Raw genomic sequence first — 25,848 nt, 5'->3', positions numbered from 1 at the left:
CGGACCAGCTGCTTTTTTTTAAGCTTTTTTGCGGAAATAATTCCAGCAAGCAATTAAAACAATTACTAATAAGGTTAACAAGAAAATCAGAGAAATGAGTGAGCCCATCGTTGTCCCCTGAGCAAAATTATCTGCGTGGTCTTGAGCGATATTAATAATCGTCGCTACAATGGCCGTCGCAATAGCGCCAGAAAATTGTTGAAGTGTATTAAATAACGTATTACCGTCGCCAAAATCTTTCTCCTCTAACAAGCTCATACCAGTCGTCATCATATTACTGTATGCAAAACCTAGACCAATCATATAGGTAACATGTCCAGCGACGAATCCTAATAAAACAGGCATCTCTAGTAAAATTGTTAAAGCTAGCCAACCGATTGTCGCCAAACTTAAGCCAAATAATATAGGTTTTTTAGCGCCGTATTGATCCAACACTCGTCCAGAAAGTGGTGCTAAAATGGCCCCGACTGTAGCACCTGGCAGCATGACTAGCCCAGCTACAAACGCATTTTTTCCAAGGACGATTTGAACAAAGTTTGGTAAGACAAAGGAAATACCTAACAATAAGAATTGACAAACTAAAAAGCCACATAAAAATAAAACAAAGGCGGGATTTTTTAAAATTGTCAAACGAACTAGTGGCTGTTTAGCGGTTGTTGCTCGTTTATAGAAAATAACAAAGCCAATAACGGCTGCCAGAAGTGAAAGCCAGCCAAACAATGTGCCAATTTTACTTAAAAACATCAACAAACCACTAAATAACAGGGCAATACCAATTAAACTAACCAAATCAAGAGTGGTGGTTTTTTTAACAGGTATTTCTGGAATAGCAGATAATCCCATAAACAAAGAAAGTAGTAAAACAGGGATTAAGAATAAAAAGATGGCGTGCCAAGATAGGGAAGATGTTAAGATTCCACCATACGTTGGACCAATGGCTGGAGCAATTGAAGTGGTCAATGTGCCTACCCCCATCATCGTTCCCCGTTTTTCCAGCGGGGTAAAGTTCAAAATAATATGAAACATCAGTGGCAAAGCAATCCCAGTGCTAGCCCCTTGGAAGAGTCGGCCTAATAACAAGATACTGAAAGATGGCGAATAGACATCAATCGCTAAACCAATCAAAAAGAAAAGATTCGCAACGATAAATAAGCGTCTTAGCGAATAGGTTTTTAATAAATAATTGGATAAGGGCACCATGATAGAAATAACTAATAAATAAATCGTTGTCACCCACTGCACGGTACCGGTGGAAACACCAAATTCCTTTGTTAATGTCGGAAAAGTTACATTCATTGCTGTTTCAATTAATACGCCAGCAAAAGACATAATTCCTGTCGCTAAAACGGCAGGGAATAATCGTACGTTTTTTTGTTCCATTTAATCACCTCTATAGTTTTCATTTTTTCGTAAAAAAATAGAAGCAGTTTCTATAAGAATAGAAACCGCCTCTCTCTCGACACGCAACTTGCGTGTTATCTGTACGATTTGTTTACATGTTGCATTGTAAACAGTTTTTAGGCAATCGTCAAGAAGAAAATAATTAACGTTGCATGAAGAAACTAATAATTGCAAAAATAGCAATGTGAGCTGGATAGAAAATATAAAAGAAATTCCGCATGCCACGGCCTTTTTCACCATTATAAAGAATAATTGGAATCGCTGCTAAAATCATCATCCATTGGTGATTCGCCCCGAATAGTTCTTGGAAATTATAGCTGGCTGCTGAAATCAACGCAACAACGCCAATCGCTGAAATTTGTAACCACTTTTTGCCATGTAATAAATAAAAAGCCACGGCCAAGAGAACAAATAAAAACCCACCTTCTGTCATCATTAGTGATGGCACAATCAGATTGAAAAGTTGGAAACCAATTAAGATAGCAGGGTTGCTTAATATGTCTGGAGAACTAAAAACAACGAGAGGTAGAGCACTGATTAATAAAGGCACAATAAACCAAAGAAGCCCTTTACCAATTTGTTTTTGTTTAAAATAGTCCATAGACTGCATGTAGACCGTACCTAAAAATAACGTCCCAAAAATATTATTGATAATTAAGCCACCTGTTGAAAAATACGCATTTAAAATGCCGTTCAGAATCCCCATAATCCAGAAGCCTAACAATAACCGGAACATGTATTTTCGCCGATTGCTTGTGTGAATGAAGCCTTCAGAACTTTCAAATAAGAAAATAGGTGCAGCAATTCGTCCAATCCATCCGAACCAACCAGGCACGCCTAAAAAACTAAAAAATTGCAATAGATGGTCAAAGACCATTGAAATAACCCCAATGACTTTCAAATGAAAGCCAGTTAATGTTTTACCCATAGTATAAACGCCTCTCTTTCATAAAGAACAATATAACAAAGTTCAGAAAAACCAACCATTTATTTGCCTAACAGTTATCTTACAAAATTGTTTGATTTCTTCAGCTTTTGATGAAAGAAAAAAGTGCCAAGACTAGTTTTTATAATTATTCTATGCTATAGTAAAAGTACATTTTAATAAAAAACATTTGGGGTGCTGTTATGGCTGAGATGATACCCATTGAACCTGATGCAGTTAGTACTGTCGCAGGGAAATGCCGATTTACTTTGATTTTTCACGCACTCATTCTGTCCTAGGATGAGTGTGTTTTCTTTTATCAGGGTTTATTTAAGTCACTCCTTTTGCTTTTTGTTAAGAGAAAGGAGTTTTTTTATTGAAAAAATGGTCATTGCAACAAGTCGTCTTACTCGCTTTTTTAGCCTTTTTGTTTGGCGGTGTTTTTATGGGGGCAGGGTTCCTCTATGCGTTATTGAATGCTGCGCTGTTACCATTAGGACTGAGTCCATTTGCCAATGAGCTTTTATTTGGAATGTGGACCATGGTGGCACCAATTGCAGCGATGCTGATTCCACGAGCGGGAAGTGCTGTTTTGGCGGAAGTTTTAGCCGCTTTGGCAGAAATGCTTTATGGTTCGTATTTCGGACCTAGTGTATTAATTTCTGGTGTGATTCAAGGCCTAGGTAGTGAAAGTGGCTTTTTTGTGACACGCTACAAACGGTACGATACACTAACGTTATTTTATAGTGCGATTGGGACGACTATTTTTAGTTATGTGTATGAATACTTTAAGTTTGGTTATGGCAATTACGGTCTGGGGATGAACATTGCTTTAATTAGCGTTCGGTTCGTTTCTATTTGTTTCTTTGGTATTTTCTTAACGAAAGTTATTTTACGAATGTATCAGTCTGCGCAAGGGTTAGCTGTGAAGGCAAAATGAATAGTATCCAATTAAAAGCTGTGTCTTTTTCACGAGAACAACCCTTGTTTGAAAAGACAAATTTAGCAATTCCTCAAGGAACGTTTTCCTTATTAATTGGCGATAGTGGTAGTGGAAAATCAACGCTCTTACGATTAATTGCCGGATTTGCTCCGCTTGATTACCAAGGAGAAATTTTGATTGAAGGAATGGAACGCCGACAATTATCAACTCGTGAAAAGGCGCAAAAAATTGGCATGCTGTTTCAAAACACCAGTCAACAATTTACAATGAAAACCTTGGAACGAGAACTGATTTTTGCTTTAGAAAATTTAGGAATCTCGCCTGAAGAAATGAACCGAAAAATCCAAACAGCGCTTCAACTTGTTCAGACTCAAACCTTATTCACACGAGAATTAGCGACGTTATCTGGTGGTGAAAAACAAAAAGCGGCGTTGACAGTTCTGCTAGCAATGAACCCAGATATTCTTTTATTAGATGAACCTTTTGCAAGTATTGATCCAACCTCTCGAAAACAATTTATTCAAATTTTAGCAAGACTCCATCAAGCAGGCAAAACGATTTTGGTGTGCGACCACGATTTCAACGATTACGCTGATGTTGTGGACCAAGTCGTCACGTTGAAAAATGGCCAGTTTGAAAAGCAACCGTTGACGTTTATCAAAACAAAACCGCAGACATTTCAGCTTACAACTTCTGTGGTAAAACAACCAATGCTCCAATTGAAAAATTTTCGTTTGTCTCAGGGAAAACGAGTGCTACTTGAAGAAAAAGAAGCGCTTTTTTTTAAAGGAATTACCACGTTGACGGGGCCAAATGGGGCGGGAAAATCCACCTTATTAAAAGCCATCGTTCAGAGACAAAAATATCAAGGAAAAATGTTCTTGGCGGGCCGCCGCTTGCGGGCTTCAAAAAAATTGTATCAACACATGACATTAGCGGTGCAACAAGCCAATCGTCAGTTTGTCACGTTGACTTTACGAGAAGAGCTTTTGTTTGGTCAGAACATGACAGCAGAAAAAAGAAGAAAACAAGAGGAAGCCTTAACTTTTTTAGGTTTAAAAGAAAAACTAGAGCACAGTGTTTTTCAACTAAGTGAAGGGCAAAAAAAGATGGTGCAATTAATTAGTTTGCTGAGCTTAGATTTGGACTGTTTACTTTTAGATGAACCTTTTGCTGGATTAGATGAGCGAGCATGCAATTATTTTGTTGAATGGATCAAAGAAAAAAGTGCGCAACAAGATTTTCTAATCGTCACGCATCGGCTAGAACCTCTCTCTGGCGTGAGCAATTACCGAATAGAATTGCTGCAGCAACAACTGATTATCTGGCAGGAGGGAACCACATGCAAATAAAGCAAACAAATGCAGCAATTTATGCTTCTTTGATTCTTATTTTGACCTTTGAATTATCTTTTTCTCAGTCAATTTTGGCAAATTTGGCGGTTTTTATGGGTTGTATCATTTTTTTAATAGGCCAGCGAAAATCGCGCTTACTGCTTTGGTTATTTTTCTTGCCACTTTTACCAGCAATCGGGACGTTTTGGTCTATTTATTTGCATGGTACGAGTAGTCAACAAGCCTGGCTTTTGTTTAGTCGAACGTATGCCTTTGCCGGTTTAGGACTAGCTTTTGCTGTAGGCGTTGATTTTGAAGAATTATTGTTGTTATTGGAACAAAAGGGGATAGCACCAAACTTTGTTTATGGAATTTTAGTGGTGGTTCACGCCTTACCGGAAGTGAAAAGAGAAATTAATGATTTAAAAGAAGCAAGCCTACTCCGTGGCAAAACGTTTCATTTTTGGTCGCCGATGCTTTATGTTAAAACACTGCTCGTTGCTGTTTCTTGGCGAGATAAATATACGGAAGCAATGTCTGCCCATGGCTATGAAGAAGGAGCCACCAGAAGTCGAAAAGAGCATTTTGTGTCAGCAAAAGTCAGTCTTGGGCTTGCTATTTTGATCATCATTTTTACAAATTTGTTTATTTTTCTAACGTAAAGGAGAAACCTATGACATTTACAGAACAAGCCAAAGAACAAGCGCAAGCTTCTTGGCAAGGAAGTTTTCAGCATCCTTTTATCACAGAGTTACATGAAGGAACCTTGAGTCCAAAGATTTTTCGCTACTATTTAATTCAAGATCATTACTATTTAAAACACTTTAGTCAACTTTATCGCTTGATTGCGGCACAAACGCAACAACCTCGATTGAAAAAATTACTCTTAACAAATGCGGAAAATCTTGCGTTGGGCGAATTAGCTATTCGTGAAACTTTTTTTGAAGAACTAGCGATTACGGAAGAAGAAGTTGCAGCGACACCGATTGCACCAACCGCTTATCACTATGTTTCTCATATGTATCGCCAACTTATTGAAGGAACGCCTAAGACGGCCGCAGCAAGTATGTTGCCTTGTTCTTGGCTCTATCAAGAAATTGGTGCACAGTTAGTCAAACAACACTCACCAGAGCCACTGTACCAACGTTGGATTGAAACCTATGCTGGGGAGGAAGCGTACCAACACGTCCAAGAGGAACGCCAACTGTTAGACCAATTATATGAAGAAAGTTCACCACAAGAACAAGCAGCTATGATTACCGCTTTTGTTATCAGCAGTGAGATGGAATACGCTTTTTGGGAAATGGCCTATACACACGAAACCTGGATTGGTTAATACAAAAACAAGTCGTTTAGTGCTCGTAACTAACGACTTGTTTTTGTATTAGAAAGCAGTAATTGTCAGTTGCTTTTTTGACAGGGCGTGATAAGATATTCAGTGACGCAAAATCTGTTATAACTCGCTCAGTAATAACAGAAACGCCTTGCTAAGAAAGGACTGTAGAAGCCTCATGAATTATCCAGAACCGATTGCAAAATTGATTGAAAGTTATATGAAATTACCAGGAATTGGTCAAAAAACAGCGACACGGCTTGCTTTTTATACAATTGATATGAAAGAAGAAGATGCTAATGCTTTTGCAAAAGCGCTAATTAGTGTCAAGAGAGATCTCCATTTCTGTAGTATTTGCGGAAATATTACTGAAGAAGATCCTTGTGAAATTTGCCAAGATAAAAATCGTGACCGTAGTATTATTTTAGTAGTGGAAGAGCCAAAAGACGTTATGGCAATGGAAAAAATGCGTGAATATCAAGGCTTGTATCACGTACTCCACGGGGTGCTTTCACCGATGGAAGGAACAGGACCAGAAGATATTAATATTGCCTCTTTGATCAAACGATTGCACGATGATGAAGTGAAAGAGGTCATTATAGCAACCAACGCTACCACTGAAGGAGAAGCGACGGCGATGTATTTATCACGGCTCATTAAACCAGCTGGAATCACCGTTACTCGTTTGGCACACGGCTTGTCTGTCGGCAGTGATATTGAATATGCAGACGAAATAACCTTGCTAAAAGCAGTCGAAGGACGTCGAGAAATTTAAAAGAAACATCGTTGGAAAAAGAAGTTGAAATCGAAGTAGGTCGTTTCTGTGAGAAAATGTCGCAGTTCAAGTTTTTCAGTACTTCTTTTTCAGTTTCTTTTTTTCAGCGGATGCATCACTTTAAATAGGACATAAGGATTTCAATTAGACTGATAGAGCAAGATGAAGTATAATAGATACAAGTAAAAATTGATTGGAGTTTTCGCACGTGCAGGGTATTTTTATCACATTTGAAGGTCCAGATGGTGCTGGTAAAACCAGTGTTTTGAAGGAAGTTTCTGAAAGATTAGCTAAAGAGTCAAAACGAAAAATTGTCACTACAAGAGAACCAGGCGGCATACCGATTGCCGAAAAGATTCGAACAGTTATTTTAGATCCAAGAAATGACAGAATGGATGAGCGAACAGAAGCTTTACTTTACGCAGCTGCTCGTCGTCAACATTTAGTGGAAAAAATCTTGCCAGCTTTGGAAGCGGGTCATTTAGTCCTATGTGATCGTTTTGTTGACAGCTCATTAGCCTACCAAGGCGCTGGGCGTAGAATTGGGATTGCCCCCATTGCTTCAATTAATGCGTTTGCGACAGAAGGTGTCTCACCAGATTTTACAATTTATTTAGACGTTGACTCAGATACTGGCTTACGGCGGATTCAAGAAAATCGAACACAGCAAATTGATCGCTTAGATTCAGAAGGATTAGAATTTCATCAACGTGTTCGTCATGAATATTTGAAATTAGCAGAAGAAAATCCACAACGGATCAAAAAGATTGATGCACGGATGAGTTTAGAACTTGTCGTAGAAGCAACGTATCAGGCGATTATTGAACGTTATCCAGAAAACTTTTAATTATAGGAAGGTGTAGACCATGAAGATTATTTTAGCCATTGTACAAGACAAAGATAGTAACCGATTAGCCAACGAATTTATTGATGCCAATATTCGTGCTACAAAATTATCCTCAACAGGTGGATTCTTAAAAGCGGGAAACAGCACATTTATTATTGGGATTGATGATGAACGTGTCGACGAAACATTAGCTTTAATTAAAGAAACATGTCAATCAAGAAAACAATATGTTTCAACACCTGTGACTTTAGATATCACAATGGATGGCCAAATTCCTTATCCTGTGGAAGTTGAAGTAGGCGGCGCTACTTGCTTCGTCTTACCAGTTGAAGGATTCCATCAATATTAAGATGAATGAAGCACAACAGCTACAGCAAATGCAACCTTTGCTGTACAAGCAACTCCAAAAAAGTTTTGAGCATGGTCGTCTTGCCCATGCTTATCTTTTTGAAGGAGATACAGGAACTGGAAAACAAGAATTTGGCTTATGGATGGCGAAACATGTCTTTTGTACGAATTTAGTAAATCAACAGCCTTGTAACGAATGCCATAATTGTGTGCGGATTAATGAAAATGAACATCCAGATGTTTTAAGAATTGCGCCAGATGGGCAAACCATCAAAGTGAACCAAATCCGTGAATTAAAAGCGGAGTTTTCTAAAAGTGGGGTCGAGACTGCTAAAAAAGTTTTCTTAATTCAAGAAGCAGATAAAATGAGTACCGGCGCAGCCAATAGTCTCTTAAAATTTTTAGAAGAACCAGAAGGACAAATTTTAGCTATTTTAGAAACCACTTCGCTTTCTCGAATTTTACCAACGATTCAATCACGATGCCAAACCTTACATTTTCAACCATTAGTCAAAAAAACATTAATTGATCGCTTAATCAAACAGGGGATTGGTGAAAAGACTGCAACCCTTTTAGCTGAGCTGACAAATAGTTTTGAGAAAGCAGTTGAAATCTCTCAAGATGAATGGTTTAATGAAGCTAGGGAAATCATTTTGCAATGGTTTAATTATCTAAAAAGTAATGATTTACAGGCATTTATCTACGTTCAGAAGAAAATGGTCAAAGTATTTAAGGAAAAAGAACAACAAGCGCTTAGCTTTGACTTGCTCATGGTTTATTACCGTCAATTATTGGAAGAAAGTGTTGCGACACAGCAAGCCAAAAAAGTAACGGAAGAGCAGGCGGAACGGTTGGCGCTAATTTTGAAAGCACGCCAAAAATGGACTGCCAATGTTAGTTGGCAAAATGTTTGTGAACAATTAGTTATCCAAATGATTCACCCTAAATCATAAAGGAAAAAAGTGCCAAGTGGCATTCAGTTTCATAATATAGTAGGAACTTAGTTGTTTCAGCAAGTTCCTTAACCGATTGAAGCGACGTTCACTTGAACTAGATTAGGAGGAATAAAATGGTAGAAGTAGTAGGAGTTCGCTTCCGTGAAGCCGGTCATATCTATTATTTTGCTCCTGGAAAATCTGAGTATATTTATAATGAGAAAGTACTCGTTGAATCTCAACAGTCAAAACAATTAGCTACTGTTGCTATTCCTAAAAAAACAGTCGATTCAGACGATTTACCAGAGGACCTAAAACCCATTTTAAATAAAGCAACAGCCAATGATTTAGAAAAAGAACAAAAAAATTTGGCTGATGCAGAAGCTGCCAAAAGCATTGCCAATGAAAAAATTCGAGCTCATGACTTAAAAATGAAATTAGTGCGAGTAGAATATACCTTCGATCGTAGCAAAATGATTTTTTACTTTACGGCAGATGGGCGAATTGATTTTCGTGAATTAGTCAAAGACTTAGCGGCTATTTTCCGGACGCGAATTGAGTTACGTCAAATTGGTGTCCGAGATGAAGCGAAAATATTAGGTGGCATTGGCCCTTGTGGCAGACAACTATGTTGCTCAACATTTCTAGGAGATTTTATGCCAGTTTCAATCAAAATGGCTAAAGATCAAGGGTTATCTTTAAATCCTGTCAAAATTTCGGGATTATGTGGCCGCTTAATGTGTTGTTTGAAATACGAAAACGACGAATATGAAGCCGCTAAAAAAGAATTACCAGATTATGGAAAAGAAGTAATAACACCAGATGGCAAAGGTAAAGTCGTCGGGTTGAATCTATTAAGTCGGATTGTCAAAGTTCGTCTGCATGGTCGTGAAATCGCAGCGGATTATGATTACGAAGAAATCAAAGAAGCTACTGCGAAAGTTGCTGCTGAAAAAGGTGATCAAAATGGATAAACGTTCGCTCTATGATGGATTAAATTCGTTGGAAACTGATTTAGACAGTTCCGTGACACAATTAAGAGAAATTAAAGCAGCACTCCATGAGTTGGTAGAAAAAAATACCACGTTGGAAATCGAAAACCAACGCTTACGGGAGCATCTCCAAGAACTGAATAAGTTAGCAGGAAATACAACTGAAACTGAAAAACAAGAGCTATCAAAATCACGTATGAATTTGGAAAAACTTTATGAAGAGGGCTTCCATGTCTGCAATATTTTATATGGTTCAAGACGTGAAAATGATGAAGAATGTGCCTTTTGTCTTGATGTTATTTATGGGGAACGTACGCGTTAAGTCTAGTGGAACACTGCAAATAAAAAGGAAAGGTTTGGTTTGACAGTCAATCGATTGTCAAATCAAACCTTTATCTATTTATAGAACGAAAAAGGAAAATGAGGGATGCGCTATGCAAAAACAGAAAAGTTTTGATAAGCAAACAACAAAAGGAAAATTGTATCTTGTCCCAACACCGATCGGCAATTTAGAAGATATGAGTATTCGTTGTTTAAACATATTGAAAGAAGCAACGGTGATTGCTAGTGAGGACACAAGAAACACACAAAAATTGCTAAATCATTTTGAGATTACAACACCACAAATTAGTTTACACGAACATAATTACAAAGAGCGAATTCCTCAACTGATTACACGATTGCTGAGTGGTGAAACGATTGCCCAAGTTAGCGATGCAGGTATGCCTTCAATTAGTGATCCTGGTCATGAATTGGTTACAGCATGTCTTGAAGAAGAACTGGCAGTGATTGCCTTGCCAGGACCTACGGCAGGAATGACCGCCTTGATTGCCTCGGGTCTTTTACCACAGCCATTTACGTTTTATGGTTTTTTACCAAGAAAGAAAAAAGAACAGAAAGACGTGTTATCAGCATTAAAAGAAGAGCGGCCGACACAGATTTTTTATGAGTCCCCCTATCGGATTGCTAAAACGGTAGCAACGTTTGCTGAAGTCTATGGTCAAGAACGCCCTGCTGTGATTTGTCGAGAATTAACGAAACTTCACGAAGAGTATTTACGAGGTACCTTAGGAGAACTAACAGAATATTTAGCAGAAAATACGCTAAAAGGCGAGTGTTGTTTATTAGTTAGCGGATTTACTGGTGAGAAAGAGACAATAGCAGCAATGCCAGCTATTTCCCTCAAAGAACATGTACAAGTTTTAATGGAGGAAGAGGGACGGAGTTCCAAAGAGGCGATCAAAGAAGTGGCCAAATTGAGAAATGTAAAAAAACAAGAAGTATATAAAGAATATCATTCCATTTAAAAAAGGAGAGAAACATGAGTAATTTATTGCGTGCAGAAGGCGTGTCTTATCAAGTAAATGGTCGTAGCATTCTTTCTGATATTGATTTGTCATTTGAAACAGGTAGCAATACAACAATTGTTGGTCCTTCAGGTAGCGGGAAAAGTACATTTTTAAAAATTTTATCTTCATTATTAAGTCCTACAGAAGGCGAAATTTTTTATCAAGAAGCGCCAATTACTACAATGCCAATCGAAACATACCGCCAAAAAGTTTCTTATTGTTTTCAGCAGCCAACTTTATTTGGTGAAACCGTGTATGATAATTTGTTATTTCCATTTACCGTCAGACAAGAAGCGTTTAATCAGGAAAAAGTCGTGGCATTGCTCCAACAAGTGAAATTGCCCGCTGCTTATCTTGAAAAGAAAATAGCTGAACTCTCTGGTGGTGAGCGACAACGGGTTGCTTTGCTACGAAACATTATTTTTGTACCAGATGTTTTATTATTAGACGAAGTTACAACGGGATTAGATGAAGAAAGCAAACAGATTGTCAATCAATTGTTAAACCAATTAAACAAAGAGCAAGGAGTCACGCTGGTTCGTGTCACGCATGATACCGAAGAAATTCAGCAAGCACAGCAAGTGATTCGTATTGTAGCAGGAAAGGTGGCGCCGACAGATGGATTTAGCAGTTAATAATTTATCCTTATTTTTTTCAGCCATGCTAGTGGTGGTCGCATTAATTATTAGTACTAAAGAAAAATTAGGTTTTACCAAAGATATTATTATTAGTGTGATTCGAGCAGTCATTCAATTAGTCGCAGTCGGCTATTTATTAAAATATGTTTTTCAAGTCAATAACTTGATTTTAACGCTCATCATGGTTTTGGTGATTGTTTCCAACGCAGCCTTTAATGCAAAAAAACGCAGCCAGCAATTACAAAAGGGCTTTTTGATTTCTTTTATTGCGATTGGTTGTAGTACAGGAATTACCATTGGTATTTTGATTTTTTCTGGTTCTATTAAATTTATTCCTTCTCAAATCATTCCTATCAGTGGGATGATTGCCAGCAATTCGATGGTGGCAATTGGTTTATGCTATCGCAATTTAGATACTCTTTTTCAAAACCAACGGCAAGCGGTAATGGAGAAACTAGCATTAGGTGCAACTATCAAACTCGCCTCTTTACCAATCATCCAACAAAGTGTGAAAACCGGGATGGCGCCGACGATTGATTCTGCCAAAACTGTCGGAATTGTTAGTTTACCTGGGATGATGTCAGGCTTGATTTTTGCGGGCGTTGATCCTGTCCATGCGATAAAATATCAGATTATGGTGACCTTTATGTTGCTATCAGCAACAAGTATTGGTTCAGTAATTGCAACTTATCTTGCCTATAAAGGCTACTATAATCAACAAAAACAATTGGTCGTTTAATTAAAAAGCTGGAAATCTGTGTTTATAACTTCACGGATTTTCAGTTTTTTCTGGTTGAAATAAAGAAGTTTCAATTTGAAAAAGAACGGACGTTCGTATATAATGGAGGGAGGAGGCGAATCAAAATGATGAGCGAATTACGTTTTCCCTTAAAAAAAGATACGTCGAGAAAAATTATACATATAGATATGGACGCGTTTTTTGCTTCAGTTGAAGAACGAGATCATCCAGAGTTAGTAGGACATCCGTTAGTTATTGCGCGCCATCCAAGTGATACTGGGGGCAAAGGAGTGGTGACCACAGCGAATTATATTGCTCGACAGTACGGTATTCACTCGGCTATGAGTGCTCAAAAGGCGTATGAACTATGTCCAAGTGCTATTTTTAAGCCAGGTAATTATCAGAAATATAGTGAAATTTCTCAAGAAATCCGTGAAATTTTTCGCCGCTATACAGATGTGATTGAACCAGTATCTATTGACGAAGCGTATTTAGATGTAACTGAAAATAAGGTCAACAGTAAGTCGGCTATTAAAATTGCGAAAATGATCCAATATGATATTTGGCATGAATTGCAGTTAACTTGCTCGGCAGGTGTTAGTTACAATAAGTTTTTAGCCAAGTTAGCATCAGATTTCCAGAAACCAAAGGGCCTGACGGTTGTCTTACCAGAAGAGGCCGAAGATTTTTTGAAAGCATTACCGATTGAAGATTTCCACGGAATCGGCAAAAAAACAGTGCCTAAAATGCATGAACTAGGGATTTTTACTGGAGCAGATTTATACAAGCAAGATGAGATGACGTTGATTCGGTTATTCGGTAAAATGGGTTATTCATTGTATCGTAAAGTCCGCGGTATCCATGATGCGCCAGTTCAAGTGACTAGAGACCGTAAGTCGGTAGGCAAGGAACATACTTACGGCACCCCTTTAACGACGGAAGAGCAAGTTACGGCTCAATTGAGACAATTAGCAGCAGGGGTTGAGCGTGCGTTGCAACGAGTGCAAAAACATGGCAAAACAGTAGTCCTAAAAGTTCGTTATACTGACTATACGACGATTACGAAACGTGTGACATTACCTGAATATATTTCTAAAAAAGAAGAACTTTTCTATCAAGCGAATTTAATTTGGGAAGATATTTTAGGTTTAGAACAAGGAATCCGTTTATTAGGCATTACTTTAACGAATTTAGATCCACTAGCGTATGAAAACATTGTTTTACCTTTATGGGAAAAAAGTTAGCCCTTTAGACACATCCTCAAGAGATGGCTAAAGGGCTAACTTTTTTAAATTGATTTTTTGATTTGTTCATAAGACGTTTCGGCGTCATGACATTTTTCCCAAATAACAGCTTTGCCAGCAGCAAGTGATTTGGGTACATCAATAATCCGTTGATTACTACTGCCACGAAATTGTAAATTTAAATTACGTTTTGCCAGTTCAAAGCGCCCATCAACTAAAATGTCAATTGAATGGAGTAGTTCAAGCTTATCAGGCGTTTCTAAAAGTAGTTCTTCAAAGGTATACCCTGACCAAGACCAGATATCTTTGGCTGAGCCAAATGTTTCCCGGACACGTTTGACTACACTAAGACAAACATCTGTATTCAGAAAGGGTTCACCACCCAAAAGAGTCAAACCTTGGACATAGTCATGGGACAAATCTTCAATAATTTGATTCATTAAAGATTCTGTAAACGGCGTACCGTAATTGAAATTTTGGACAGCTTTGTTAAAACAACCTTCACAAGCAAAGAGACAGCCACTCACATATAAACTATTGCGTACACCTTCGCCATCAACAAAGTTGAACGCTTTGTAATCGGCAATCTTTTTTTGGCTGTAGTCTTCGGTTTTCCATTCTTGTGGTTTTGGATTACGCATCAGCAAAACTTCTTTCTATAGAATAATCGAGTTTAATTTTTTAAATGTTTCACACGAGAGGAAATTTCTTTGTGACGACCGTGTACCATTGGGCGAGCTTGCGGGTTACCTAAATAACCACAAGTCCGTTTAACGACATCACAAGTCTTAGGATCATGATTGCCACATTCTGGACATTCAAAGCCACGTTCAGTTGGATGGAAGTCCCCTTCAAAACCACAGGCATAACAATGATCAATTGGCGTATTGGTTCCTAAATAGCCAACTTTGTCATAAGCGTAATCCCAGACAGCTTCAAGTGCTTTGGGATTTTGCTGTAACATGGGGTATTCACAGTAGTGGATAAAACCACCAGAACAGTATTTTGGATAATCCTTTTCAAAATCAAGTTTTTCAAAAGGCGTTGGATTTTTGCGTACATCATAATGGAAACTATTTGTGTAATATTCTTTATCTGTAATATTTTCGACGATGCCAAATTTTTCAGTATCTAAACGGCAAAAACGGTCAGTCAAGCTTTCGCTCGGTGTAGAGTAGACACTAAAATGATAGCCGTATTCGTTGCCCCAGTTGTCGGCATTTTTTTTCAGTTCTTTTAAAATATCCAGTGTAAAGTTTTTGGCCTCTTGATTGTCCTCCCAAGCACCGCCGTAAAAGGCAGAAGCCACTTCATACAAGCCAATATAGCCAAGTGAAACCGTGGCACGCTTGTTTTTAAACAGTTCATCTACGGCATCCTGTGTAGCTAAACGTTTTCCAAATGCACCATACATGTATAAAATCGGTGCATTCGCTGGTTTAGCTTCTTTAACACGTTCAACCCGATAAACCAAAGCATCTTTAACGATCGCTAAACGTTCATTTAAAATTTGCCAGAACTTTTCTTGACTTCCTTGCGCTTCTAAAGCGATTCTTGGTAAGTTCAAGGTCACAACGCCTAAATTCATTCGGCCAACATTTACTTCTTCACCTTGTTCGTCTTTCCAGCCTTGTAAAAAGGAACGACAGCCCATTGGTACCTTAAAACTACCTGTTAGTTCAACGATTTTATCATAGTTTAAAACATCAGGATACATGCGTTTCGTTGCGCATTCCAGTGCCAGCTGTTTAATATCGTAGTTTGGATCAGTAGGTTGCGCATTAACGCCTCGTTTAATTGTGAAAATCAGTTTTGGGAAAATAGCTGTTCGTTTTTCAATCCCTAAGCCATTAATTCGGATTTGTAAAATCGCCCGTTGAATTTCTCGCTCAAACCAGTTGGTACCTAAACCAAATCCCAGAGAAGTAAAAGGGGTTTGTCCATTGGAAGTAAATAAAGTATTAATTTCATACTCAAGACTTTGCATGGCATCAAAAATATCTTTTTTCGTTTTCTTCTGAGCGAATGCTTTTTGGCGTTCTTCTCCTTCAATCCATTCTTGCGCATCTGCTAAATGTTTTTCATAATTACGTTCCGCAAAAGGCGCTAATAATTCATCAATCCGATCGGCAGAGCAACCACCATACTGACTGGAAGCTACATTGGCAATAATTTGAGAAATTTGTGCAGTGGCCGTTTGAATTGATTTTGGTGATTCGACATCAGCGTTCCCAATTTTAAAGCCATTGTTTAGCATGCCTTTAAAATCAATTAAACAGCAGTTTGTCATGGGCGTATATGGATGATAATCTAAATCGTGGTAATGAATGTCGCCTTTTTGATGGGCATTAGCCACGTGTAAAGGCAACATCTTTAAACCAATTGATTTGCCAACAATCCCAGCGGTTAGATCACGTTGCGTATTAAAAACGTCACTGTCTTTGTTGGCATTTTCGTTCACGACAGTCTGATCTTTATTAATTAATTTGCCGATAGATACATTAATATCAGTTGCTTTACTACGCTCAAAATCACGTTGGGTTCTGTAATGAATGTATTCTTCGGCTAAGGCATATTCGTTGTTGGATAGCAGAGTATGTTCCACAATATTTTGAATTTCATAAATTTTTACGTTATTGGTAAAACGTTCGGCAATTTCTCGATTGACATCGGCAACAATCGATTGGACTTTTTGATGTGTCAAAGGAGTGACTTGGTCATGTATTTTTTGTTCAGCTTTGATCAAAGCGTCGTATATTTTTTGATCATCGAAAGTCACTAAACGACCATCTCGTTTGACGACTTTAATTGTTGAGAGATTAACATCCTCGGCTTTTTCATCAGTAATCTTCATCATTTTATCCAGCTCCTTATATCTCGTTAGTAACTATCCTAATACAAAGGTCGGCTAAATTCAATCGATATATTGCGTATTTTTAGTAAAATATCACTAGACAAACACTATATATTGTGCTTGTGCTGTTTTGAAAAAATATGAAAACAAATGAAGAAAAGGATTGAGCAAATTTTTTTGCGTGAAAAAAATTCTTTGTCAAAATTAAAAAACAGCAAAGAGTTTTTTGCCAAATTGCTAAAAGCAACACTAAAAAATAACAATTATTAAATAATAATTGTTTGCAGATTTATTCACGAAATGCCAATTATTCTTTGACTACCGAACGATATTGTAAGATAAAACGATGTTCATTCAGATTTTTTCTTGGTAAAATAAGAGTAATAACAAAACGTTGGAGCGAGAAAAATGAAAAAAATTGTAGAAGTAAACCATGTCAGCAAGACATATGGTCGTTTAAATAATAAAACAGAAGTATTAGATAATATTTCGTTTACCGTTGATGAAGGCGAATTTGTGGGGATTATGGGTCCCAGCGGTGCTGGGAAATCGACACTGTTGAATGTCTTATCCTCGATTATTTTGCCGACCGCAGGGATCGTGCGCATCGCCGGACAAGATATTTTAAAAATGCGAGATAATCAATTAAGTGATTTTCGAAGAAACGAAATGGGGTTTATTTTTCAATCGTTTAACTTAATTGATACGTTAAATGTGAAGGACAATATTCTGTTGCCTTTAGCTGTAGAAAAAGTTTCATTAGAAGAAATGGATAAACGTTTGTTACATGTGACTTCGATTTTGGGGATTCAGGAGCTTTTATCTGCTTATCCACCAGAGATATCTGTGGGACAAAAACAACGGGTAGCAGCTGCTCGTGCTTTGATTACGAACCCTAAAATTATTTTTGCAGATGAACCAACTGGCTCGCTGGATTCAAAATCAGCAACAGAATTGTTGAAATATTTAGCTGAAATTAATCTACATGATGATGCCACAATTTTGATGGTGACACATGACCCGTACACGGCCAGTTTTTGCAATCGCATCTTGTTCATTAAAGACGGTGCGATTTTCTCAGAAGTTGTTCGTCAAGGATCACGTAAGGAATTTTTTAATCGTGTGATAGATATGCAAGCAACGATTGGTGGAGGCGGGCGCGCAAATGATTTTTAAACTATCATTAAAAAATTTAAAAGCTCATGTACCTAATTATCTGGTTTATTACATTAGTATGACTTTTGCAGCGGTCGTTTATTATTGTTTCCGTGCGATTGCTTACAACCAGCCTCTTGTCGCAGGTGCAGGCCGTGATATCGAAATTAAGCGATCTTTAGGACTTGGTAGTACCTTAGTCACCATTATTATTTTGGGCTTTATGTTGGCAGCAAATCGTTTTTTTATAGGAAAACGTAGCCAAGAAATTGGATTGTATCGATTAATTGGCTTGAGAAAGAGCCAAGTTTCACTAATTTTTTTAGTGGAAAATTTAGTTTTAGGCTTTGTTTCACTAATTAATGGGATTATTTTAGGAGTGATTTTCACCAAGTTGTTTTCAATGATTTTAGCCAAAGTTATGTTTTTAGAAGTGCCCAGTTTCTTCTATATTTCTTGGCGTTCCGTTATTGAAACCGGTGTAGCTTTTGCATTTATGATTCTGATTGTCTGCTTAAGAAGTATTTGGATGATTTATCGTTATCCATTGTCGCAGCTTATGCACCAAGAAAAAATTGGTCAAATTAATTATAGTCGTTTAACGAAACGGCGGCAGTTTCTAGGTATTTTAGGTCCTATTTGTTTACTGGCCGGTTATTTTATCGCGTTTGATTTTCGTAATTTAGCGACAGGTATTGTGTATAAACAATTAAATGATTCATTGAATATCTCGATTCCAATGATTATTACGTTGACACCTTTTATCATTTTGGGTCTATGTGTGGTGGGAACTTATTTATTTTTCCGTTATACTATGTATTTTATCATTCGCTTATTTAATCATAGAAAAAAATGGTATTACCAAGATTTACGCATGATTACTTTAGGCAATGCCAAACGCTACTTATTTAAAAGTAGCAAAACACTCACTGGTTTGACCTTGTTAATTGCGACAGCCTTGAGTGGGATCGGCGTGATGGTTTTTGTGTATACGATTAGTATGCACACGGTCAACAGTGATGGCCCCGTGGACTTTTTAGTTTCACAGGAAAGCTATCCTAAATTGAAGAAAGTTCTTGATGAAGCGAAAGACACCAAAATAAAAAATGAAGTGACACTTTCTTATAAAATTACTGGAATTGAACGTACCTTGCGAATTGGTCAAGCGCAAGAGGAACAAGAAACGATTGAAGCAGTTAATGTTTTATCCTTCTCCAATTATCGCAACTATCAAAAAATTAATCCTTATTTGAATGATTTACATTTAAAAAATGACCAAAGTGTAATCTATATGGATAGCTTTACCAATATCTTAAGTGGTATGTCTCGTTATGGCGCGAAACTGCAATTTGTTGAAGGAGAGACGGCACAACTGCAACAAGTGCTGCCAAACTATTTAGGCAATTTTTTACTGCAATATTCCTTACCAACGATTGTCGTTTCCGATGCCCTTTATCAGAAAGTGACAAAAAATTCCATTCAATATCAGATTAACGCCGTAAATGTTGACACGAAAAGCCGTGAAAAACTTTATGAAGCCGTAAATAAACAGATTGCCACAGAATGGCAAACGCCAATTTTGTATAAGTATGAAAAAAACAACCAGCAGTTAAGTGGTTTTGCCAAACAAATGCCTAACGAAGAGGCAAAGAATACGCAAGATGATGTCACCGAAACTTGGCGACTAAATATGAATGATCGCTACGCCTCTTTACGCTATGAACGAAAAATTAACGGCTTGACTTTATATGTCTCCATGTTTGTGGCGATTTTAGCGTTGTTTATTACGGGCAGTATTTTGATGTTACGACAACTGTTTTCCGCTGTAAGTGAGCGTCAAGATTACGTGACTTTAAAAAGGATGGGTGTTTCTAGTAAAGCGATAACTAAGCAAATTTATCGACAGAATAGTTTGATTTTCTTTCCGCCGATGGTCATTGGGATTTTGCATACCACCTTCGCTATTTATTTGTTAAGCCAATTTATTAAGAGTCCAGGATATTTGTTAGTATATCTTTCTTGTGGAATCTTAATAATTGTTTATCTAATTTTTTATATTTTAACGTCTGCCATTTATGCGCGGATGATTCGACACATCCATTTTTAAAAAACTGTAAAAGCCGTTGTGAAGCGGTTTTTACAGTTTCTTTATGCGAAAAAATTATGAGAGTTCCGTTTATGAAAATCATGAAAATTTAAGAAGTGACGAAATTGTTAGTTTTTTTATTAAATTGTAAGAAATTTCAATGGACTTTGCTGAAATATAGCATAAAATAATGGATAGCGATTAACCTTAGGAGGTGAATGATAATGAAAACAACTTTTCAGAAAATTCTCAATAACGAAAGTCTTAAATTCATCGGTAAAACGTTATTTTATTCTTTCATTGTCATTGCATTAATTTATCTTTATCATTACAAGAATATCAATGGAGGAACCTTCATTTATAACGAGTTTTAAGGAGGCGGCTATACATGGAAAAAGTAATTAATATGATTCAAACGATTGATGAATGGGCACGTAAAGAACCCCAACGTCCTGTTTATTTAACCGAAGAAAAAGTCTCTACGTATGGAGAGTTAAAAGAAAAGTCAGACAATCTAGCCGCTTATTTAGCTGAGCTGAAAACGGACAAGTCAGCGATTGTCGTATACGGAGAATTAGATTTTGAAATGATTGTGAGTTTTCTAGGCGCATCGAAAGCTGGTTTTAGCTATATCCCCATTGATGCACATACACCAAAAGAACGCATTGAACTAATTCTAAACGTAGCCAAACCAACCGCAGTGATTGCTGTGCATGAATGGCCTGAGTTAGCCACCGAAGTGCCAGTAATTACGGCGGAAGAATTAACAGAAATGATGATGCATGCACCTCGACATGCGCCTGCGTTGACGCCTGTCACAGGAGCAAGTAATTACTATATCATTTTCACTTCAGGGACAACTGGCGTACCAAAGGGTGTGCAAATCAGCCATGATAATTTAGTTAGCTTTACGAATTGGTTGTTGCAAGATTTTGGTTTAGAAGAAGGGGCCCGCTTTTTAGCACAGGCACCTTATTCGTTTGATTTATCGGTGATGTCTATTTATCCCGCATTGGCGTTAGGCGGCTCATTAACTCCGTTACCCAATGAAATCATTAACGATTTTAAACAATTATTTACGCGTTTGCCACAATTAACAATCGACGTCTGGGTTTCAACACCGTCCTTTATTGAATTGTGTCTAATGGAACCAAGCTTCGATGGTGAACATCTACCAGCACTGCGCACGTTTTTATTCTGTGGAGAAGAATTACCAAAACCAACGGCTGAGAAATTAGCCGCTCGTTTCCCAACTGCGCATATTTATAATACGTACGGGCCGACAGAAGCGACTGTAGCGATTAGTGCCATTGAAATCACTCAAGAAGTTTTAAAAAGTGTCCAACGTTTACCAATCGGGTATGTGAAAGAGGATACGCAAATTTATATTATGGAAGGCATGTCAAAATTACCTACAGGTGAAATTGGTGAAATCGTCATTGCTGGACCAAGTGTTTCCAAAGGCTATCTAAATAATCCTGTGAAAACAGCTGAAGCTTTTTTCCAATTAGATGGCGTACCAGCTTATCGCACAGGCGATGCTGGAAAGTTAGTCGATAACCTATTGCAGTATGAGGGACGCTTAGATTTTCAAATTAAATTGCATGGCTACCGCATTGAGTTAGAAGAAGTGGATCATCACTTAACGAATGTTTCCTACGTGAAACAAGCAGTCGTTGTGCCGAAATATCAAGGAAATAAAGTCCAACAATTAATTGCCTATGTCGTTCCGCAAGCGCATGAATTTTCAAGTGATTTTCAATTAACTAAGGCAATTAAACAAGAATTAGCCACGTTGACAATGGACTACATGATTCCACAAAAATTTGTATATGTTGAACAATTACCTTTGACAAGTAATGGCAAAATTGATCGGAAAGGGTTGATGAATGAGGTGAATGCCACATGATGAATTTTCCTCATATGATTCCCTATAATGCACCGTATTACTTCGTTCTGCTAATTGCGGCTCTGTTGCCAATGATTTTAACCTTAGCCATTAAAGGGACACGTTGGCCTTGGTACCAAACACTCGTGACATTGGTCTTTCTATATATCAGTTTTGGTGGCGAATTTTGGCAACAAGGAGTCGCTCTGATTGTATATGTTATTTATCAAACGTTACTAACGTGGGGCTATGCGGCTTATCGAAAAAATAAAAATGCGGGTTGGGTCTTTTATCTGGCTGTCTTTTTAGCTATATTACCGCTTGTTTGGGTGAAAGTTTCTCCCTTCATGACAGGCAAAACAACCTTACTTGGCTTTTTAGGGATTTCTTATTTAACCTTTAAAGCGGTCCAAGTGGTCATGGATTTACGGGATGGTGTAATGAAAGAATATCATCCGTTCCGTTACATTCAGTTTCTCTTGTTTTTCCCGACTATTTCTTCAGGACCTATCGATCGTTATCGGCGCTTTGAAAAAGATTTGAAAAACCCGCCGAGTGCGGAGAAATATTTAGACTTTTTAGAAAAAGGAATTTTTTATTTATTTCTAGGATTTTTATATAAGTTTATTATCAGTCATTATCTTGGTGGTGTCTTTTTACCACATGTGGAAAAAATGGCCTTGGCACAAGGTGGTTTATCTTGGTGGACAGTCGGCTATATGTATAATTACAGTTTGTATCTATTCTTTGATTTCGCAGGCTATAGTTTACTGGCCGTTGGCACAAGTTATTTAATGGGCTATGATACACCAATGAACTTTAACAAACCGTTCCTAAGTTGGAATATTAAAGAATTCTGGAATCGTTGGCACATGACCTTATCTTTTTGGTTCCGTGATTACATTTACATGCGCTTAATGTTTTTCTTAATGAAAAAGAAAGTCTTTAAGAGTCGGATTGTGACTTCTAATATTGGTTACTTTGCGTTGTTCTTAATCATGGGCATTTGGCATGGATTAACGTGGTTCTACATCGCTTATGGGCTCTACCATGCAACACTAATTTGTGTGACAGATGCTTGGCTACGTTTTAAGAAAAAACATAAAGACAAGATACCATCAAACAAATTTACACATGCATTTGCAGTCTTTTTAACTTTCCAAGCGGTTTGTGTCAGCTTCCTGATTTTCTCAGGATTTTTAGACAAACTATGGTTTAAATAAACAAAAATAAAAATATAAAGGGGCAATTTACAATGAACATTCAAGAAACAGTATTAAACATTTTAGAAGATATTACAGGAACAGACGAAGTTGTGAACAATCAAGATATTCAATTATTTGAAGAAGGATTATTGGACTCTTTAGCAACGGTTCAATTATTAGTAGAAATTGAAGGACAATTAGGAATCCAAGTTCCTGTATCAGACTTTGACCGTGAAGTATGGGGAACACCAAAACAAATCATTCAACAAGTGGAAGCTTTACAATAATGTCTAGAAAAAAACGACTAATTAGAATCTTAGGTCCAGTGCTTTGTTCAGCGGTCTTGGTTGCAGTGTTCTTTTTTGCACCGTTCAGAATCAATTTAACTTCCGAAAAAACGTTGAAGGAAGCATCAACGTCAATGGCACCGAACGTTTTAAAAGGCAATGTGATTAAAAACAAAGCAGTGGCTTCTGGTAAATATGTTCCTTTTTTTGGCTCTTCTGAATTAAGTCGATTTAGTGCTTTCCACCCTAGTGTGCTCTCTGAAAAGTATCAACGGAACTACCGACCGTTTTTACTAGGAGAAGCGGGCACACAGTCATTAACCCAAGCGATGGTCATTCATTCGATGGGCGATGCGATCGCCAATAAAAAAGCGGTCTTTATTTTATCTCCGCAATGGTTTGTCAAAAAGGGTGTACCTAATGATAGTTTTGGTGCACACTATTCACAATTACAAACCTACCAATGGTTAGCTAATTTAACCGAATTAACCAGCGGTGACCAATATCTAGCACAACGTTTGACCAAATTTCCAGTTGTTCAAAAAGACAAAGTCTTAATGGAAACTTTGGCAAATCTGCAGGCAGGGCAACTTCCCCAACGCTCTCAACGAGATTATTTTATAATGAATCTCCGTTTCTTGAATCGTGAGGATGAATTGTTTAGCCAAATTGGCATGGTTAGCAGAGAACCAATTGTTGAAAAAGATATGAAACAATTACCCGCTACGTATAATTTTAATGAATTAGATCAGCTAGCTGGAAAAATTGCGGCAAAAGCCATTAATAATAATAAATTTGAAATTAGTAACGGTTTTTATCGCCAACGGATTAAACCAGTTTTACCGAAATTAGCTCATTCACAAAAGAAATGGGATTATCGTTTTTCTCCAGAATATGGTGATTTCCAAGCTGCGTTAGAACAGTTAGCAGAAAAAAATGTCGATGTTTTATTTGTAATCCCACCTGTTAACAAACGTTGGTCGGACTATACGGGCTTGTCACAAGATATGTTGCAACAAGTAGCACGCAAGCTGAAATATCAACTTCAAGAGCAAGGCTTTACTAACATTGCTGACTTCTCAACATGTAGTAATGAACGTTACTTTATGGCGGACACGATTCATTTAGGTTGGCGTGGTTGGCTCGCTGTTGATCGTCAAGTAGATGAATTTATGAAACAACCTGCGTCTAAAAAGTTAGCGTATCAAATTGATGATCGTTTTTATCAGACAGATTGGCAACAACAAAATCCATTGGTCTTACCTCAATTTTAAGAAGGCAAGATGGATTAAGTACCAATTATTTGAAGCGGACTAGAAGCGCTTCGTAACAATGAAAATAGCCTGTACCTGCCGTTGAATAACGAGCGTGCAGGCTGTTTTTTCGTTTACTTTTAGTGGAGAACGGTGCTCAATTTATTTTTTGTAAGTATTTTTTTAGTTCGTGGTATAATGGATAAAATTGGTTTTTGAGGGGAGTTATTTTTATGGATGCAAAAGAAGAAAAAATGTTAATTGATTTAACAAGTGCTAAAGGGATTGCTGGGAATGAAGACGAAGTACGTTCGTTATTTAAAAAGTATGCAGCACCGTATGCGGATAAATTTTTATATGATGGCCTTGGCAGTATTATTGCAAAAAATGTTGGTGATAAAGAAGGACCAAAAGTCTACATTTCTGGGCATATGGATGAAGTCGGTTTCATGGTTACCCAAATCACAGAAAAAGGCTTTTTAAAATTTCAAACCGTTGGCGGTTGGTGGGGGCAAGTGATGTTGGCCCAACAAGTTCAGATTAAAACCACGACTGGTAAGTTTTACCATGGTGTCATTGGGTCTAAACCACCACATGTGTTAACAGCGGAAGTTCGTAACAAACCCTATGAGATTGCAGATATGTTTATTGATATTGGTGCAAGTAGCGATCAACAAGTTGCAGAATGGGGGATTCATCCAGGGGATATGGTGACACCATATATTGACTATCGTCGCATGAATGATACAAAATTTTTATTGGCAAAAGCGTGGGATAACCGAATTGGTACGGCCGTTTCATTAAAAGTTTTAGAAAATTTAGCGACAGAAGGGCACCCCAATATTTTATTTGCAGGCAGTGATGTGCAAGAAGAAGTCGGGCTACGCGGTGCGCAAACAAGTACGCATCTTGTGAATCCAGACATAGCGTTTGCTTTAGACACAGGAACAGCTGGTGACACACCAGGAATGACACCTAAAGAAGCCGACTCTGTTTTAGGTGAAGGGCCACAAATTTTGATTTATGATGCATCAATGATTCCGCATAAAAAATTACGTGATTTTGTTATTCAAGTGGCGGAAGAAAATAACATTCCCTTCCAATATACAGTGATTACAGGGGGAGGTACGGATGCTGGCCGCATGCATTTAACGCGCAACGGGATTCCATCATTAGCCATCACGGTGCCTGTTAGATATCTGCATTCACATACCTCAGTTATTCATGAAGATGATTATTTCAACACAGTCAAATTAGTCACAGAAGTGGTGAAACGTCTAGATAAAGAAACAGTCGCTAAATTGACTAGTTATTAGT

At 37.6% G+C, this 25,848-nt stretch carries 26 protein-coding genes and 1 riboswitch; of the genes, 22 read left to right on the top strand and 4 right to left on the bottom strand.

Annotation, left to right across the window (positions count from 1 at the left end):
* Positions 1–18: 18 nt before the first annotated feature.
* Both AB3I72_RS04950 and AB3I72_RS04945 read right to left on the bottom strand, forming a co-directional pair.
* Complete coding sequence (locus tag AB3I72_RS04950; protein WP_368023635.1) at positions 19–1,380, bottom strand: MFS transporter; 1,362 nt, start codon at positions 1,378–1,380, stop codon at positions 19–21.
* A gap of 163 nt (positions 1,381–1,543) precedes the next feature.
* A complete protein-coding gene (locus tag AB3I72_RS04945; protein WP_368023634.1) occupies positions 1,544–2,329 on the bottom strand; it encodes a TraX family protein in 786 nt (261 codons plus the stop codon).
* A gap of 178 nt (positions 2,330–2,507) precedes the next feature.
* A riboswitch (TPP riboswitch) is annotated at positions 2,508–2,598 on the top strand.
* Positions 2,599–2,702: 104 nt separating this feature from the next.
* On the opposite strand from AB3I72_RS04945, the gene AB3I72_RS04940 reads away from it, so the two are divergent.
* The 14 genes from AB3I72_RS04940 (at position 2,703) to dinB (ending at position 13,803) form a co-directional block, all read left to right on the top strand.
* Entirely contained in the window at positions 2,703–3,266 is a 564-nt protein-coding gene (locus AB3I72_RS04940) for an ECF transporter S component (protein ID WP_002359429.1), read from the top strand.
* The gene (locus AB3I72_RS04935; protein ID WP_104806588.1) at positions 3,263–4,621 is read left to right on the top strand and encodes an ABC transporter ATP-binding protein; all 1,359 of its coding nucleotides are present in this window, start codon (positions 3,263–3,265) and stop codon (positions 4,619–4,621) included. The genes AB3I72_RS04940 and AB3I72_RS04935 overlap by 4 nt, the downstream gene beginning before the upstream one ends.
* Complete coding sequence (locus AB3I72_RS04930; protein WP_368023633.1) at positions 4,612–5,265, top strand: CbiQ family ECF transporter T component; 654 nt, start codon at positions 4,612–4,614, stop codon at positions 5,263–5,265. Before AB3I72_RS04935 ends, AB3I72_RS04930 begins: the two co-directional genes overlap by 10 nt.
* An 11-nt stretch (positions 5,266–5,276) precedes the next feature.
* Positions 5,277–5,939 (top strand): thiaminase II, encoded by a 663-nt coding sequence (gene tenA, locus AB3I72_RS04925; RefSeq protein ID WP_086279847.1) that lies wholly within the window; start codon positions 5,277–5,279, stop codon positions 5,937–5,939.
* 175 nt (positions 5,940–6,114) lie between these two features.
* Complete coding sequence (gene recR / locus AB3I72_RS04920; protein ID WP_002356363.1) at positions 6,115–6,711, top strand: recombination mediator RecR; 597 nt, start codon at positions 6,115–6,117, stop codon at positions 6,709–6,711.
* Between the two features lie 208 nt (positions 6,712–6,919).
* The gene (gene tmk / locus AB3I72_RS04915) at positions 6,920–7,558 is read left to right on the top strand and encodes a dTMP kinase (protein WP_002356366.1); all 639 of its coding nucleotides are present in this window, start codon (positions 6,920–6,922) and stop codon (positions 7,556–7,558) included.
* A 19-nt stretch (positions 7,559–7,577) separates the two neighbouring features.
* Complete coding sequence (locus AB3I72_RS04910; RefSeq protein WP_002356367.1) at positions 7,578–7,907, top strand: cyclic-di-AMP receptor; 330 nt, start codon at positions 7,578–7,580, stop codon at positions 7,905–7,907.
* 1 nt (position 7,908) lies between these two features.
* Complete coding sequence (gene holB, locus AB3I72_RS04905; protein WP_002384059.1) at positions 7,909–8,859, top strand: DNA polymerase III subunit delta'; 951 nt, start codon at positions 7,909–7,911, stop codon at positions 8,857–8,859.
* Between the two features lie 116 nt (positions 8,860–8,975).
* Positions 8,976–9,815: a stage 0 sporulation family protein gene (locus AB3I72_RS04900; protein WP_002356371.1), complete on the top strand. Its 840-nt coding sequence runs from the start codon at positions 8,976–8,978 to the stop codon at positions 9,813–9,815.
* Positions 9,808–10,155 carry a DNA replication initiation control protein YabA gene (locus tag AB3I72_RS04895; RefSeq protein ID WP_002356372.1) on the top strand — a complete coding sequence of 116 codons (348 nt, stop codon included), beginning with the start codon at positions 9,808–9,810 and terminating at the stop codon, positions 10,153–10,155. Before AB3I72_RS04900 ends, AB3I72_RS04895 begins: the two co-directional genes overlap by 8 nt.
* A gap of 112 nt (positions 10,156–10,267) precedes the next feature.
* The gene (gene rsmI, locus AB3I72_RS04890; protein WP_002356373.1) at positions 10,268–11,140 is read left to right on the top strand and encodes a 16S rRNA (cytidine(1402)-2'-O)-methyltransferase; all 873 of its coding nucleotides are present in this window, start codon (positions 10,268–10,270) and stop codon (positions 11,138–11,140) included.
* A gap of 14 nt (positions 11,141–11,154) precedes the next feature.
* Positions 11,155–11,817, top strand: coding sequence for an ATP-binding cassette domain-containing protein (locus tag AB3I72_RS04885; protein ID WP_002356375.1), 663 nt, complete (start codon positions 11,155–11,157; stop codon positions 11,815–11,817).
* A complete protein-coding gene (gene fetB / locus AB3I72_RS04880) occupies positions 11,801–12,559 on the top strand; it encodes an iron export ABC transporter permease subunit FetB (protein ID WP_002356377.1) in 759 nt (252 codons plus the stop codon). The genes AB3I72_RS04885 and fetB overlap by 17 nt, the downstream gene beginning before the upstream one ends.
* Before the next feature lie 128 nt (positions 12,560–12,687).
* Positions 12,688–13,803: a DNA polymerase IV gene (dinB, locus tag AB3I72_RS04875; RefSeq protein WP_023894966.1), complete on the top strand. Its 1,116-nt coding sequence runs from the start codon at positions 12,688–12,690 to the stop codon at positions 13,801–13,803.
* Positions 13,804–13,847: 44 nt separating this feature from the next.
* Here dinB and nrdG read toward each other — a convergent pair whose 3' ends face one another.
* Positions 13,848–14,444, bottom strand: coding sequence for an anaerobic ribonucleoside-triphosphate reductase activating protein (gene nrdG / locus AB3I72_RS04870; RefSeq protein ID WP_002356379.1), 597 nt, complete (start codon positions 14,442–14,444; stop codon positions 13,848–13,850).
* Between the two features lie 32 nt (positions 14,445–14,476).
* Entirely contained in the window at positions 14,477–16,660 is a 2,184-nt protein-coding gene (nrdD, locus tag AB3I72_RS04865; RefSeq protein ID WP_368023632.1) for an anaerobic ribonucleoside-triphosphate reductase, read from the bottom strand.
* A gap of 405 nt (positions 16,661–17,065) precedes the next feature.
* Between nrdD and AB3I72_RS04860 the strand changes: the two genes are divergently transcribed.
* From AB3I72_RS04860 to AB3I72_RS04825, 8 genes are all read left to right on the top strand, one after another.
* The gene (locus AB3I72_RS04860; protein WP_002356382.1) at positions 17,066–17,833 is read left to right on the top strand and encodes an ABC transporter ATP-binding protein; all 768 of its coding nucleotides are present in this window, start codon (positions 17,066–17,068) and stop codon (positions 17,831–17,833) included.
* Positions 17,823–19,919: an ABC transporter permease gene (locus tag AB3I72_RS04855; protein ID WP_104806587.1), complete on the top strand. Its 2,097-nt coding sequence runs from the start codon at positions 17,823–17,825 to the stop codon at positions 19,917–19,919. The genes AB3I72_RS04860 and AB3I72_RS04855 overlap by 11 nt, the downstream gene beginning before the upstream one ends.
* Positions 19,920–20,122: 203 nt before the next feature.
* Positions 20,123–20,272, top strand: a complete 150-nt coding sequence (locus tag AB3I72_RS04850) for a teichoic acid D-Ala incorporation-associated protein DltX (protein ID WP_002356384.1) — start codon at positions 20,123–20,125, stop codon at positions 20,270–20,272.
* A 14-nt stretch (positions 20,273–20,286) separates the two neighbouring features.
* Positions 20,287–21,807: a D-alanine--poly(phosphoribitol) ligase subunit DltA gene (dltA, locus tag AB3I72_RS04845; RefSeq protein ID WP_368023631.1), complete on the top strand. Its 1,521-nt coding sequence runs from the start codon at positions 20,287–20,289 to the stop codon at positions 21,805–21,807.
* Entirely contained in the window at positions 21,804–23,009 is a 1,206-nt protein-coding gene (dltB, locus tag AB3I72_RS04840; RefSeq protein WP_002382500.1) for a D-alanyl-lipoteichoic acid biosynthesis protein DltB, read from the top strand. Before dltA ends, dltB begins: the two co-directional genes overlap by 4 nt.
* Positions 23,010–23,041: 32 nt before the next feature.
* Positions 23,042–23,278, top strand: coding sequence for a D-alanine--poly(phosphoribitol) ligase subunit DltC (gene dltC, locus AB3I72_RS04835; protein ID WP_002356389.1), 237 nt, complete (start codon positions 23,042–23,044; stop codon positions 23,276–23,278).
* Complete coding sequence (gene dltD / locus AB3I72_RS04830; RefSeq protein WP_002356390.1) at positions 23,278–24,552, top strand: D-alanyl-lipoteichoic acid biosynthesis protein DltD; 1,275 nt, start codon at positions 23,278–23,280, stop codon at positions 24,550–24,552. The genes dltC and dltD overlap by 1 nt, the downstream gene beginning before the upstream one ends.
* Positions 24,553–24,764: 212 nt before the next feature.
* Positions 24,765–25,847, top strand: a complete 1,083-nt coding sequence (locus AB3I72_RS04825) for a M42 family metallopeptidase (RefSeq protein WP_368023630.1) — start codon at positions 24,765–24,767, stop codon at positions 25,845–25,847.
* The last annotated feature ends 1 nt before the right edge of the window (position 25,848 follow it).

This window comes from Enterococcus sp. GC34 (assembly GCF_040886645.1).
GTDB lineage: Bacteria > Bacillota > Bacilli > Lactobacillales > Enterococcaceae > Enterococcus > Enterococcus faecalis.
This window is presented reverse-complemented; position numbering and strand designations above follow the sequence as displayed.

Bases quoted from the DNA above. Each gene is read 5' to 3' on its own strand.
- AB3I72_RS04885 (WP_002356375.1), top strand. From the start codon at position 11,155: ATGAGTAATTTATTGCGTGCAGAAGGCGTGTCTTATCAAGTAAATGGT.
- rsmI (WP_002356373.1), top strand. From the start codon at position 10,268: ATGCAAAAACAGAAAAGTTTTGATAAGCAAACAACAAAAGGAAAATTG.
- nrdG (WP_002356379.1), bottom strand. From the start codon at position 14,444: ATGCGTAATCCAAAACCACAAGAATGGAAAACCGAAGACTACAGCCAA.
- AB3I72_RS04945 (WP_368023634.1), bottom strand. From the start codon at position 2,329: ATGGGTAAAACATTAACTGGCTTTCATTTGAAAGTCATTGGGGTTATT.
- dinB (WP_023894966.1), top strand. From the start codon at position 12,688: ATGAGCGAATTACGTTTTCCCTTAAAAAAAGATACGTCGAGAAAAATT.
- dltC (WP_002356389.1), top strand. From the start codon at position 23,042: ATGAACATTCAAGAAACAGTATTAAACATTTTAGAAGATATTACAGGA.
- recR (WP_002356363.1), top strand. From the start codon at position 6,115: ATGAATTATCCAGAACCGATTGCAAAATTGATTGAAAGTTATATGAAA.
- holB (WP_002384059.1), top strand. From the start codon at position 7,909: ATGAATGAAGCACAACAGCTACAGCAAATGCAACCTTTGCTGTACAAG.
- AB3I72_RS04825 (WP_368023630.1), top strand. From the start codon at position 24,765: ATGGATGCAAAAGAAGAAAAAATGTTAATTGATTTAACAAGTGCTAAA.
- AB3I72_RS04895 (WP_002356372.1), top strand. From the start codon at position 9,808: ATGGATAAACGTTCGCTCTATGATGGATTAAATTCGTTGGAAACTGAT.
- AB3I72_RS04935 (WP_104806588.1), top strand. From the start codon at position 3,263: ATGAATAGTATCCAATTAAAAGCTGTGTCTTTTTCACGAGAACAACCC.
- tenA (WP_086279847.1), top strand. From the start codon at position 5,277: ATGACATTTACAGAACAAGCCAAAGAACAAGCGCAAGCTTCTTGGCAA.
- dltA (WP_368023631.1), top strand. From the start codon at position 20,287: ATGGAAAAAGTAATTAATATGATTCAAACGATTGATGAATGGGCACGT.
- AB3I72_RS04860 (WP_002356382.1), top strand. From the start codon at position 17,066: ATGAAAAAAATTGTAGAAGTAAACCATGTCAGCAAGACATATGGTCGT.
- dltD (WP_002356390.1), top strand. From the start codon at position 23,278: ATGTCTAGAAAAAAACGACTAATTAGAATCTTAGGTCCAGTGCTTTGT.
- AB3I72_RS04930 (WP_368023633.1), top strand. From the start codon at position 4,612: ATGCAAATAAAGCAAACAAATGCAGCAATTTATGCTTCTTTGATTCTT.
- nrdD (WP_368023632.1), bottom strand. From the start codon at position 16,660: ATGATGAAGATTACTGATGAAAAAGCCGAGGATGTTAATCTCTCAACA.
- AB3I72_RS04910 (WP_002356367.1), top strand. From the start codon at position 7,578: ATGAAGATTATTTTAGCCATTGTACAAGACAAAGATAGTAACCGATTA.
- AB3I72_RS04950 (WP_368023635.1), bottom strand. From the start codon at position 1,380: ATGGAACAAAAAAACGTACGATTATTCCCTGCCGTTTTAGCGACAGGA.
- dltB (WP_002382500.1), top strand. From the start codon at position 21,804: ATGATGAATTTTCCTCATATGATTCCCTATAATGCACCGTATTACTTC.
- AB3I72_RS04855 (WP_104806587.1), top strand. From the start codon at position 17,823: ATGATTTTTAAACTATCATTAAAAAATTTAAAAGCTCATGTACCTAAT.
- fetB (WP_002356377.1), top strand. From the start codon at position 11,801: ATGGATTTAGCAGTTAATAATTTATCCTTATTTTTTTCAGCCATGCTA.
- AB3I72_RS04900 (WP_002356371.1), top strand. From the start codon at position 8,976: ATGGTAGAAGTAGTAGGAGTTCGCTTCCGTGAAGCCGGTCATATCTAT.
- AB3I72_RS04850 (WP_002356384.1), top strand. From the start codon at position 20,123: ATGAAAACAACTTTTCAGAAAATTCTCAATAACGAAAGTCTTAAATTC.